Genomic DNA, 12,880 nt, shown 5'->3' with positions numbered 1-12,880 from the left:
CAACAAATGTAAACCAAAGTTTTTAAAGAAAAAATTGGTTATATTTAAGGGTGGAGGTAAACCTATTCGTTATGCCTGTAGCAGGCACACCCACCCGATGGAAGAACTTATATTAAAATACCTGGCCAATGAATTGCCTCCCGAGAAAGAAGCAGAGCTGTTGTTATGGCTGAAAGAGCCGGGAAATAAAGAGATCTTTAAAAATTATGTCAAGCTGGATTACCGTTTGCGACATGGTTTTATCGAGGCTCAAAATGCCGCCGGGCCTCCGGTGTTTAAACCCATACAGGAAGATCAGGTTCCGGTAAGAACCCTTAACCCGCAATGGTGGAGATACGCTGCCGTTATCGCGGTATTGATCGCGGTCTCAGCCTATCTTTTACTGAACGACCAGGGTAAAACATGGGAAGATAATTGGCAGCGCAGCCAATACAGTCTGTTAATTCCCGGTGATCATTCAAAACCCATAATACTCGATAAAATCCAGGAAGTAACCAATGCCCGCGGAGAGGTCATTATACGCTTTACAGGAGATTCATTGATTTACGCGTCTAATAATGCTGCATCCTTAACTGAAATGCATCAGCTCTTTGTGCCTTTTGGGAATACGGTGATCGTAAAAACCTCAGATGCTTCGGTAATAGAGGTTAATGCGGGGTCACAGTTTATTTATCCTGACGTTTTTCAACCCGGAGAACAACGGGAAGTGAATATAGCAGGAGAGGCCTATTTTAAGGTTAAGGCAGATCCGGCTGCCCCCTTCGTAGTCAATGCCTATGATCTTAATGTTGAGGTATTGGGCACGGCCTTTAATGTAAATGCCTATGAAGAACACGATCACACAGAAGTGGTTTTGGTAGAAGGGAAAGTAAGCTTATACGATGATGACCATGAAACAGAAGCCTTACTAAACCCCGGAATGATGGGTAGCCTGGAACGATTTAATGACCGGGCGATCATCGAAACGGCTTCGGTAGATCCTGAAGCCTATCTCGGTTGGAGAAACCAGGTGTTGAATTTTGATGATCATACCCTGGGAGAGGTTTTGTTACTGCTGGAAAGGCAATATAATGTGAATTTTAGAACTGATGATCCGGCATTATTGGAAAAACCCATCGCAGGGTCCTTTAAAAAGGAACAGCTGGAAACCGTACTGGACTATCTGAAGAATCTTTATAACCTGGAATACAGGATCGAAGACAGAACCGTTTTCCTGACCTCATCGAAATAATGACGGTCGCCCTTGTTCTGTATCAACAGATCTTACCGGAGAACTTATAATTAGAGAGCATGTAAAACTCATATGATCGGAATGCGCTATATCAACTATATAAGCACCCTGGTTTTTGTGCTTTGCACAGGGGCTGTCGTGCATGCGCAAAAGAAGGAGAAGATCTCGCTGAAGGCCTCAGGAATTACACTTTTAATGGCCGTAGATTCTATCCGGCTCAATACGATCTATAATATTGCCTATAACCCGGAGGAGATCGATCTTTCTGCCCGGGTAGATATCGACCTTGAAAATGCAGGGATCTATGAGGCCCTTGATATGCTGTTCAGGGATTCGGGGATCTATTATACGCTTATAGGCCAACAGGTCTTGCTCAGTAGTACTCCCCCGGTATCAGACCCCAGGCCACGCCCCCCCGGACTTGTTACCGATCGCATCGATATTAGTGGGGTAGTAACCGATAATTTTCGTTCTCCACTTCCGGGAGTCACCATTTATTCGAATTCCGGAGGATATACCCAAAGTGATAATAACGGATACTTTCTTCTAAGTGTCCCCGTTACCGATACCTTACTGAGTTTTAGTTTTCCGGGATTTCACCCGGTAGAGATCGACCTGGAAGGCCTGGAGAACAAGCAGGGAATGCGGGTGATCCTGGAAGAGAAGATCAACCCGCTGGAAGAGGTGGTGCTTACAGGTTACCAGGAATTAAAGGCTGAAAGGGTTACGGGATCTTTTGAAACGGTAGACCGCGAAGCACTGGAAGAGCGCCCGTTCTTTGGTATTCAGGAACGCATCAACGGAAAGGTCCCCGGCTTAAGTTTTAACCCGGTTACCGGCAGCCTGCAGATCAGGGGACAATCGTCCATATTGCAGGGCGCTACGAACCCCCTTGTGGTCGTAGATGGGTTCCCCCTGGTAGATCAGCAGAACCTCAACGCCATCAATGCAGAAGATATCGAAAGTATCACGGTTTTAAAGGATGCTGCCTCGGCTTCTGTTTGGGGGGCCGGAGCAGGAAATGGGGTGATCGTTATTGAAACCCGGGGAGGACGTTTCAATGAAGGACTTAACATTGAGTTTTCCAGCTTTACGGCTATTGATAAAAAAGCAGATCTCGACAATTTACCTTGGTTAAGTACCCGGGAGGAGCTTGACATGGACCTTGAATTTTTGGAGAAAGGATGGGTAGACCTGGAGAACTATCTGCAACGTGGCAGGAGTCTGAACGACCTTCACCTGGCTGAGGTATACCGTCAGGGTTTGGCGCCTGACGGGGGCATGTGGTCGAATACCACCTTCCAACGCTTTCTTGATGAGCTTGCAGACCGCAACGTAAATAAGGATTGGGAACGCTATTTACTGAGAAACCGTTTTACGCAGACCCTGAACTTCTCAGCCAGAGGAGGAGGTGAAGGCTATGGGTTTTTCGGTTCGCTATCTTATGTAGACCGGTTAGAACAGGAGGTGGGCAACAGCCAGGAAAGGTTAACCGCCACCTTGCAAAATGAATTGGTTATCACCGATCAGGTTAGATTGAGTACCGGACTTTTTGGAGCACTTGGCCGTATGGAATTAAACGGCATCCCCATTAACACCCTGCAGCGTATGCAGCCCTATGATCAATTGGTCGATGAGCAGGGCAACCCACAGTCTTATTATGTGAACTGGAATCCCTGGGTATCCCGGCAAAGAGAGGAGGAGATCGGGGGGAGTTATGGTTTTAGCTGGCTGGAAGAACAACAGAACAAAGAACATTTTGCCGACACCTATGATGTAAGAGGTAATATTAGCCTGGGAGTGACCTTTCTTAATAACTGGAAATTCACCTCTGCCTTCCGGTTTGAAAAAGGGCGAAATGATAAAAAGGATTACAGATCGATGACCCTGCCCTCTCACCGTAATTTCATCTATGATTATTTTCAGGAGGGTGAATTTGCGATTCCCAGGGGGGCAGATTATACCCGGGATATCAACGCCTATGAAGGTTGGACCTTTCGGAATACCCTCAACTATGAAAATACCTGGGGGGAGCATAATTTAACGGCATTTGTTGGGTTTGAATACCAGCGTCGCTCCAGGCAATTCACCAGGGACCGCAAGCTGGGTTACGACAGGAATTCAGGGGCCTTTACCAGTGTGGAGGCTATAGGGATAACCGACGGGAATTTTAGTGACTGGCAGGGTAACCGTTTCATTTATCGCGAAAATCAGTTCGATTTTTTCTCCTCCTCAGATAACCGCCTGGTGAGTGGTTTTACTAACATAGGGTATGAGTGGAAAGAAAAATACCTGTTTAGTGCGGGTTTGCGACTCGACCAGGCAAACATTTACGTTGACGATCCGCAGTTTCGCTACAAGCCCCTGTGGTCGGTAGGTGCGGGATGGATCGTGAGCCGGGAGAATTTTCTTGAAAACGAGGACTGGATCGATTTTTTAAAAATGCGGATCTCCGCAGGCACAGGAGGTAATACCATCTACTCCCTTTCTCCCCGGCCTACCGCAAACACCGCCTCCCGCAGCTATGGAAATTTTTACCGTTATAATTACTATATAGAACCCGGAAATCCCGATCTGAAATGGGAAGAGACCTTTACCGGAAATTTGGGAACTGACTTTTCCTTTCTTGAGGACCATCTCACAGGGAGTGTTGACCTTTATTACAAGCGCAGCCGCGATGTAGTGGGGCGGCGGCCGCTTGACCCCACCAACGGATTTGGTGAGGGCCTGCTTAACTACGCTTCTATAGAGAACCTTGGCTATGAAATAAGTATGCAGGCCATCTTGTTAAATACCGGCAGTTTTGAATGGACGGGAGGCTTCAACTTTAATTATAATAAGAACACGGTAAAGATCTTTGAAAACGCCAATGCCACTCCCGACAACCTTTCTTCCGGAGGGTTTATTGTTGAAGGGAGATCACTTTATGGCTTGTTTGCCTACCGTTTTGCGGGCCTCAGCAGTAGTGGAGAGCCGCTTATCTATAATGCCCAGGGCGTACCCCAATTATGGAGTGACCCCCTCACGCTTGATGCTCTTGCCTATGTAGGTAACAGGGAACCCAAATATTACGGAGGGATATCTTCCGGATTAAGGTTTGGCAACTTTGATCTTACGGTAAATATGAACTACCAGTTCGGTAATATATTCAGGTATTCCTATAATTACGCAAACTCGGGATTTGGGGTGGCAAACAATACAGGGTCTGCTACCTCCAATTTAAGGATGCATGAGATCTGGGCCAGCAGGTGGCAGAAACCCGGGGATGAAGCATTTACCATGGTCCCGGCCATTCCTTACAACGGCATAAATCCTTATACCCAACAGGCTCAAAGCCTGTCATCGACCAACCCGAGTCACCGTGTCTGGAGCTTGTCTGATTTTACGATCCATCCTGCCGGTTTTATCCGGGTTCAGGATATCATCCTGGGCTATACCCTGAAGGGGACTTCCCTTAAAATGCCCTCGCTTGATCAGTTAAGACTGAGCCTGCAGGTGGCCAATCCTTTTCTTTGGGTAGAGAATGAATTGGGAGTAGATCCACTGGCCCCGCAAGTGGAGGCCTACACCTACCTGCCGAGATTAATAATGGGAATACGTGCTAAATTCTGAGGCATGAAGAAGATCACTGCAAGTATATTCGGATTTTTAATTGGTGTCACCGCTTGTGAGACCCCTTCAGAGTTCTTAGATCAAAATCCAAGTAATCTCTTTACCCCTAATACCCTGGAAGAATTGAACGGAGTACTTAACAATCCGACGGTCTCTTTTTCCCGCTGCCTGAACCTGGACCTGATGGATCCGGATGTCTTTATGGATGCCCGAAGTTATGCCGGTATAAGAGGCATCCCCTCAGAAGAAAGGGCCTACCAATGGAACCATGAGCTTTATGATGAATTTGAGGATGACCCCGATTACCTGAAAGGCTACAATAATATTTTTATTTTCAATGAAGTTTTAGAGGTCATAGATGAGGCGGCTGCGGGCGATTATTCAGAGCGTGACCGGGAAATATTAAAGGGAGAAGCTCTTGCCCAGCGGGCGATGGAATTCTTTCTTCTGCTCAATGAGTATGCCCCCCATCCTGATCCGGGTAACCCCGGGCTTCCCGGGATACCCATGCCACTTAAAGTGGATATTGATGCACAATTATCAAGATCCTCGGTTCAGGAAGTCTATGCACAGATCCTTACTGACCTGCATATGGCTTTGACACTCTGGGGAGACCAACGCGAGGTCAGAATAGAAAATGCCAATTTCAGACCCGGGCTGGCAGGGGTTTACGGCCTGCTTGCAGAGGTTTATCTCTACCTGGGAGATTTTGAGCAAGCAGCCACCTACGGACAGCTGTGCCTGGAGCGCTATGATTTTATGTATGATTACAACGCGATAGAACTCCGGGATCGCGACGATAAATGGCAGGGGCTTGATCAGGAAGAGCTGTATTTTGCTACTACGAACCGTTCAGTGATATGGTCAAGAGACCACCGCTTTGATTATTCCTTTCAATACCAATTATACCATCCGGAACTGGAAACTCTCTATGATAAGCCCAATGATCGCAGGTGGTATTTCTGGTCTACACAGCGAACACTTTTCGGCGATGATCTGAGTCCGTATTATATCATGGCCATCTCCCAAATGGATACGAATATCGGTATAACCGTTCCAAGGGTGCTGCTTACTACCGCAGAGGCCCTTGTTCGTGAGGGAATGGTAGAACAGGGAATACAGCTTCTTGAGCAATTACAGGCGCACCGGCTGGCGAATGTACGCCCGTTTAATATGCCGGCACAGTCAGAAGCCCTGCAAATGATCAAGGAAGAAAGGCGGAAAGAACTGGTTGGCACCACCCTTAACCTCCAGGATCAGAAACGCTATCACGCCTATGGTGAAGAAGTGCCTGCATACACCCGCCTGGTGGATGCTTTTGCCTATGTACTGTTACCCGGATCAGAAGGGTATTACCTGGCCATACCGAAAAAAGTGAGAAACACCAACCCTAATCTATAACCTAAGCTATGATGACCTTAAAACGATCTTTGACCCTGATCTGGCTCCTGACGTGCTGTTTGGTCCTGACCGGGGTTGTATCCTGCAGAAATCAGGAAATTCCCGCCACAGGGTCCGATCCGGATCAATTTGTGTTGACGGCAGAAATAAAAGGGCTAAATGCAGACTACCTTGTTTACAAAGAAACCAATGACGCCTATCCGGAAGGTATCAGACGCGATACTATTCGGGTTAAGAATGGCAGGTTCGCCTTCTCAGACAAGATAAAGAAGCATAAATATTATCGCCTGTTGGTACCTCAAACCCTGAAGTATCTTGAACCGGACAATCCCAGATCATCATACCTGCCTTCTCCTGTTACCTGGATCGAATTCATAGGGTACCCCGGAGGTCGTACAAACCTGAAAGGCAGGATCACCGATTTTGCGGAGGTCTATGCAACAGGGGAGGATGTAAGTGGAGAACTTAGCATATTAAAAAGGGAGACCTACCCCCTATTAAATACCATAGTTAATATCAAACAGGATTTTTATAAACGAAAAGGGAGTGCCCGGGAATACGGTGCCGTTAGAGATACCACCATGAAGCTGTTTGAGATGGTTAAGGAGAAAAGGCGGCATTTTATCAGGGATCATAACAATTCGCCCGCTGCAGCCCTGGTGTTACTGAACGCTTTTGAGAGACGGGAATTCAGTACCGAAGAAGAGAAAATGTTATTTGAAGTATTAGATAGTGTTGCCCTTGCAAAGGTTAGCTTTTACCAGGAGTTGTCGCAACGTTTAGAGGCCCTTGAAGGAGCTGTAGTCGGACATGAAGCTCCTGACATTGCCCTCCCGGAGACGAATAGCGAAAGGGCCTTTGCCCTGAATGACCTTAGGGGCAATTATGTACTCATACATTTCTGGGGGACCTGGTGTGGTCCTTGTGTGGCAGAAATGCCGAAGATCAAGGCCTATGCCGATGAATTTGCAGACCGCAATTTCAAGGTGGTGGGTGTAGATAGTGGCGATGGAAAAGATATATGGCAGCAGTTTATAAGTGAGAATAATTATAACTGGACCCACTTACGTTCGGTAAAGGGCGAAAATGACCTTTTGATCCCATACAATGTTACTGCCCTGCCCAAGAAATTCCTTATAAGTCCTGAGGGGGTCATTTTGGCTGTTTCTGAGGGTGGATCAGAAGCGATCTTTAAAAAAATTGATGAGATATTTTCAAGGGAACATCAGGCAGATTCTCACTAAATTTAGAATATCAAAAACAACACTCCTATGAAAAATTGCCTTACCCTGATCGTATTGTTTGTTTCTTTCCACTGGTCTGGTGCTCAACAAAAACCAGCCGATCCGTTAGCGCATACTTTTTCTATTGTTGCCCGTGATGCCAATACGGGGGAGATGGCGGTGGCTGTTCAGAGCCATTGGTTCTCTGTTGGTACCGTAGTGGTCTGGGGCGAGGCCGGAGTTGGGGTGGTAGCAACCCAGTCGTTCGTGAACCAAAGCTTTGGGCCTAATGGACTGGCCCTGATGAAGGAAGGGAAAAGTCCGCAGGAAGCTATGGACGTGCTGCTCACCGCCGATCAAGGCCGGGATTTCCGGCAGCTGGCTTTGCTTGATACCCAGGGCCGGGTGGCCACCTATACCGGTGAAAAATGTATTGATCATGCGGGGCACTCGAATGGAGAAAATTTCTCTGTTCAGGCCAATATGATGCTTACCGACGGGGTGGTGGCGGCTATGGAGAAAGCGTGGAAAGCCCATGCAGAAATGCCCCTGGCCGAACGCATGGTGGCCGTTTTACAGGCAGCCCAGGAAGCAGGAGGTGATATTCGCGGAAAACAATCGGCAGCCCTCCTGGTAGTAAAAGGGGAAGCCACCGCAGAACCCTGGAATGCTCGGTTGGTAGATCTGAGGGTAGATGATCATCAGGATCCCATTAAAGAATTGGAACGATTGCTCAGGGTACATCGCGCATACGAACATATGAACCGGGGCGACCTTTATGTGGAAAAAGGGGCCATGAATGATGCGATGAAAGAATACAACGCGGCTATGAATATGTTTCCGGACAACCTTGAAATGCAGTACTGGACAGCCATAACCCTGGCCAATGACGGAAAGGTGGAAGCGGCTACGGCCATGCTTCAGAAGATCTATGCAGAAGATTCAAACTGGCGTGAACTCACCCGGAGACTACCCAAAGTGGGTTTGCTGACTGTGACTGAGGAAGATTTCGGGAGTTTGATTATGGAATAGGTAAGTATTAATATAATCGCCCTGGTATTTATTCCAGGCATTTAGGGCATTCGGTATAAGGTGGATTATTGCGAATATAAGTCGGACAATATATTTCTGGTTTAACAGGCTTGATGTTTAGTTGTAATATCCTGAATATCAATTAAATAATAATTATTTTCGCAATAACTTTTAATTACGTTCACATGAAGAAAACGGTAGCGGTAGTACTCTTTTTCCTTGCCGGGTGGCTTTTGGTTATCGCCATCATGAACAGGATCACAGCACCCGGTTTAACGGCGATCGGATTTCTGGCGATCGGGGCGATGTTGTGGTCAACCGAAAAGGTCTGATACCGATTTTGTTAAGTCGTATCTCCCCTATCGGGAAGCCTGGTTGCGGTTTCCCACTCTTCTGTCCCGCATGCCGGTATTCCTGAGCGCATGATTCCGAACTATTTCGTAATTTGATATAAATTCCCGGAGATGAGGCTTTTCAGACCCTTTTACCCTTATCGGTTTCACCTGTATCTGCTCACCCAGCTGTTGGTGTTGTTCGGGTCTTTACTACTCCCATTTGATGAGTGGGATCAACTGTTGCTTTCCATTTTTCTGTTATCCAACCTGGTGGGAGGATTAACCATTATTTCCGGAAGAAAATGGCTCTTCCGGGGGGTCGTTTCCCTGATCATTTTTCAGATGGTTCTCGCCTTTGTCGAATCGGAGAGCATCTCGCTGATGTCCGGCAGAACGGCCCTGTACCTCTTTTTATATATCGTGTTATTTGTGGAGATCATTCTCCAGGTCATAAGGGAGGAGAGTGTTGGAACCCGTGTGATCCTTGGAATGTTCAGCGGGTACATTACCCTGGGCTTTATAGGAATGTTCTTATTGCAACTCATCATGTTAAAGGATCCTGAAGCCCTCCTGGTCACCTATGAGACCTCAAGAGAGCTCGGGGTGAACTCATCCCGGCTAATGTATTTTTCCTTTATCACCGTGTTAACAATTGGCTACGGTGACCTTATACCCAATTCTGTACTTGTGCAGAAAACTGCCGTTCTTCTGGGACTTTGTGGTCAGTTTTACATCACCGTGGTCATCGCCCTTATCGTGGGGAAATATCTTAAAGATAAAAATTAGGTCTGCGGGTTGTCTTGAATGCCCCTGTATAACACGGATACCTGCAATGCCATTCCTTTTTCGATTGTTATCCTGGTTCGTTGCTCTTGTCTCCTGCTTCTTGTCTCTTGATTCTTTGCTCTTGTTCCTTGTCTCTTGTTTCTTGGCTCTTTACTCTAGATTCTTACTTCCGGTGTCTTTCCTTTATCCATAAAAAAAGCCCCCGAAAACGGAGGCTTTTTAATTATAGAAACCGAAATATTACAAAACACTGTCCCCGACCGGGTTCCCATGGATATCGAGTTCAATAACCGGTTTCCCGAGTTTTTTAACTTCCTCCAGCTGCGTGGCCTTGTCCCCCACGATGAGGTACATCATTTCATCCTCCTGCATATACTTTTCGATGGTGGCTTTGAAGTCAGCAAGGGTCATATTAACCAGTTCCTGTTGATCTTTCGTGATGAAATTATGGGATCTTCCGTATTTGCTGATCTCTCTCAGGATGCCAAGTTTTGCTCCCATGCTTTCGTAGGCCAGGGTAGCGCTCTTCAATAGTTTATTGCGGGTGGTTTGAACATCCTCTTCATCAAATGCTTCCCCGTAATCCCTGAGCATGCTGGTTATGATTTCCATGGAAGGAAGGGTCGCATTCGACCGGACTGAGGTGGAGAGGTAGAAGGGTCCCATGGCTTCGCGTTTAACAATAAAGGAATAGGCCCCATAGGTATATCCCTTTTCGATCCGCAGCACCTGGAACAGGTCTCCACTGCTTCCGCCACCTAATTTTTCGTTGGCGTATTCGAGGTTGTTGAAATCCTCGTTTCCTCCTGCCAGGGCCAGTTGTCCGCCATTGATCACCGATTGCTTGGCACCGGGAACATCGACAAAGAAAATGGTTCCCTGGTGATTTCTTTCTGGTTCCGGATATTCCGGAACGACAACTTCCTTGCTATCCCATCTGCTGTCAATGCCGGCAAAGGCTTTTTGAACCCTGTCTTCATTGGCCATTCCCACAAAGTGGATATTAGCCATGGAGGCACTCACGTTGTTTTCATAATAGGTTTTCAGATCGTCCAGAGTGATGCTTTCTGCAGTTTCCAGGGTTCCGGCAGATGATATTCCCAGGATATGGTCATCTCCATATAATAATTTAAACGCTGCATTTTGTGCAATGGCATTCGGATTGGCTTCCCTGCCTTTTAGATTGGTAAGCATTGCGCTTTTCAGGCGGTCAAATTCCTTTTCATCCCACCGGGGTTCCAGCAGGATTTCCTCTACCAGGGCCACAGTTTCTTCAAAATTCCTGGCCAGGCAACTGGCAGAGATCCGCATTTCTTCTGTACCACTGTAAACGCTGATGTTTGCCCCGAGCAGGCCAATAGCTTCTTCCAGCTCCTCGGGGGTTTTATTTACGGTACCCTGCATCATCATACTGGCCATGAGGCTGGAAAGGCCTGATTTTTCTATAGGTTCAAGCATATGACCTCCTTTAATGGTGATGTCAAAACTTACCAGGGGTAGTTCGTCATAGGTGATCCCGAGGATGTCAATATTTGATTGAGAAAGAGCAGTTGACCATACTTCCGGCATTTCAAATGTGGGCAGTTCCCCGTATTCGGGCTCTGACCTGTCGAAAGCAGAAGGGGTCTTTTCATATTGGGCTTCCTCTCCCTGGGAAACTTCTTCATTCGCTTTTCCGGGCACGATCTCCTCCTGCCATACTTCGGCAAGTTGTGCACCCTCCACCTTGAGGCTTTCAGCTCCCTTGGGAACAAAACTGGTCATTACATAGGGTTTCCCCTGGATGTATTCCCGGTATACCCGCATCACATCTTCCTTTGTGATGTCAGCCATGATCCTGGCCTGGGTAGTGATATAGGCAGGATCTCCCTTATACTCATTGTCCTGAACCAGGGTAAAGGCTTTGTTTAAAACGGTTTCCACGCCCCGGTACAAACTGGTTTCCAGTTCGGCTTTGATCCGTTTCAGTTCCGTATCGGAGATCCCTTCTTCCTCAAAAGTGGCGAGCGCTTCCTCAATAGCTACCTTTACCGAATCCAGGTCTGTACCTGCATTGGCACGAACCCGGAATATAAATTCTCCGGCCAGTTCGTTGCTGCTCTGGTAGGTGCCTGCTTCCGGGGCAAGTTTCTTTTCTTCTACGATCTTTTTATACAGGGGTGCCTTTTTGCTGCCGCTAAGCAATTGCCCCAGGGCCATTAAGGCATAAGAATCTTTATGGTACTGCTCTACGGTGGGGTAGACCATGCGAAGTTCGGGAAGCTTGGCAAAGTTGTCCTCAAAATAAAGTGATTTCACACTGTCAAGGGTTACAGGCATTGGTCGCATCTCCGGAACTTCCGGCCCCTTCCTGATCTCTCCAAACCAACGCTCTACCAGCTGCTTGGTTTTCTCTGCGTCTATATCCCCGGCGATCACCAGGGTGGCATTTCCAGCACCGTAATATTGATTGTAAAATTCTTTTACATCTTCCAGGGTAGCTGCCTGCAGGTCCGGTAGCGAACCAATAACCGTCCAGCTGTAGGGATGACCTTCCGGATACAGGTGTTTGCGGATGATCTCATCGGTGTAGCCGTAAGGCTGATTATCCACCCGTTCGCGCTTCTCATTCTTTACGACCTGCTTTTCCCGTTCAAGAGCTTCCTCGGTTACGGTGTTGATCATATAACCAAATCGGTCGGAGTCTATCCAGAGGATCTTTTCGAAGGCATCCTTTGGCACCACTTCATAGTAGATTGTACCATCACTCCAGGTACCTCCATTGCGTTCTCCGCCCCATTCCGGGATGAGTTTTCGGTTGGCTCCTCTCGGTACATTTTCAGAGTCGTTAAAAGACATGTGTTCAAAAAAATGAGCGAACCCCGTGCGGTTGGGTTTTTCCCGGTTAGATCCTACGTGCATAAGGGTAGCCACGGCCACGATGGGATCGGAGTGATCCTCGTGTAATACAACTTCGAGTCCGTTGTCAAGAGTGAATTTTTCGTAATCGAGGGTAAATTCCTGTTCCTCTTCTTTTTCTGCAGCCGGTCCGGCACATCCCACTATTAAGAGAAGGGTAAGCATCCAGCTGCTTAAATATTTAAGTTTCATGCGATTGATGTTTTATCGCATGAATATAGTAAGAAATTTACTAAGAGGGAGTTGGTGAACAGGAGCCGGCATTCACAGATTCAAATGGCCCGTATTTAAACTCGATAAGATAATTTTAAACTCACAACTCACAACTCACAACTCACAACTCACAACTCACAACTCACCAC

Annotated in this window: 8 protein-coding genes; 7 read left to right on the top strand and 1 reads right to left on the bottom strand. The window is 47.1% G+C overall.

All coding sequences use genetic code 11. The features are described 5' to 3' along the window. The first annotated feature begins 34 nt into the window (after positions 1 to 34). The 7 genes from K7R11_RS01480 (at position 35) to K7R11_RS01450 (ending at position 9,620) form a co-directional block, all read left to right on the top strand. Positions 35 to 1,231, top strand: coding sequence for a FecR family protein (locus K7R11_RS01480; protein ID WP_224488088.1), 1,197 nt, complete (start codon positions 35 to 37; stop codon positions 1,229 to 1,231). A gap of 81 nt (positions 1,232 to 1,312) precedes the next feature. Continuing rightward, on the top strand, positions 1,313 to 4,843 hold the full coding sequence (locus tag K7R11_RS01475; RefSeq protein WP_224488087.1) for a SusC/RagA family TonB-linked outer membrane protein: 3,531 nt from the start codon (positions 1,313 to 1,315) through the stop codon (positions 4,841 to 4,843). A gap of 3 nt (positions 4,844 to 4,846) precedes the next feature. Beyond that, the gene (locus K7R11_RS01470) at positions 4,847 to 6,244 is read left to right on the top strand and encodes a RagB/SusD family nutrient uptake outer membrane protein (RefSeq protein WP_224488086.1); all 1,398 of its coding nucleotides are present in this window, start codon (positions 4,847 to 4,849) and stop codon (positions 6,242 to 6,244) included. 8 nt (positions 6,245 to 6,252) lie between these two features. Then, complete coding sequence (locus tag K7R11_RS01465; RefSeq protein WP_224488085.1) at positions 6,253 to 7,488, top strand: TlpA disulfide reductase family protein; 1,236 nt, start codon at positions 6,253 to 6,255, stop codon at positions 7,486 to 7,488. Positions 7,489 to 7,515: 27 nt separating this feature from the next. Then, positions 7,516 to 8,499, top strand: a complete 984-nt coding sequence (locus K7R11_RS01460; protein ID WP_224488084.1) for a DUF1028 domain-containing protein — start codon at positions 7,516 to 7,518, stop codon at positions 8,497 to 8,499. Positions 8,500 to 8,684: 185 nt separating this feature from the next. Then, positions 8,685 to 8,831 carry a hypothetical protein gene (locus tag K7R11_RS01455; RefSeq protein WP_224488083.1) on the top strand — a complete coding sequence of 49 codons (147 nt, stop codon included), beginning with the start codon at positions 8,685 to 8,687 and terminating at the stop codon, positions 8,829 to 8,831. Between the two features lie 132 nt (positions 8,832 to 8,963). Then, positions 8,964 to 9,620, top strand: coding sequence for an ion channel (locus tag K7R11_RS01450; RefSeq protein ID WP_224488081.1), 657 nt, complete (start codon positions 8,964 to 8,966; stop codon positions 9,618 to 9,620). A gap of 240 nt (positions 9,621 to 9,860) precedes the next feature. On the opposite strand, the gene K7R11_RS01445 is transcribed toward K7R11_RS01450, so the two are convergent. Next, positions 9,861 to 12,710, bottom strand: coding sequence for a M16 family metallopeptidase (locus tag K7R11_RS01445; RefSeq protein ID WP_224488079.1), 2,850 nt, complete (start codon positions 12,708 to 12,710; stop codon positions 9,861 to 9,863). Between the last annotated feature and the right edge of the window lie 170 nt (positions 12,711 to 12,880).

Source organism: Robertkochia flava (assembly GCF_020166515.1).
GTDB classification, from domain to species: domain Bacteria; phylum Bacteroidota; class Bacteroidia; order Flavobacteriales; family Flavobacteriaceae; genus Robertkochia; species Robertkochia flava.
The sequence above is the reverse complement of the archived record's forward strand: the minus strand, read 5'-3'. Positions and strand labels throughout refer to the sequence as shown.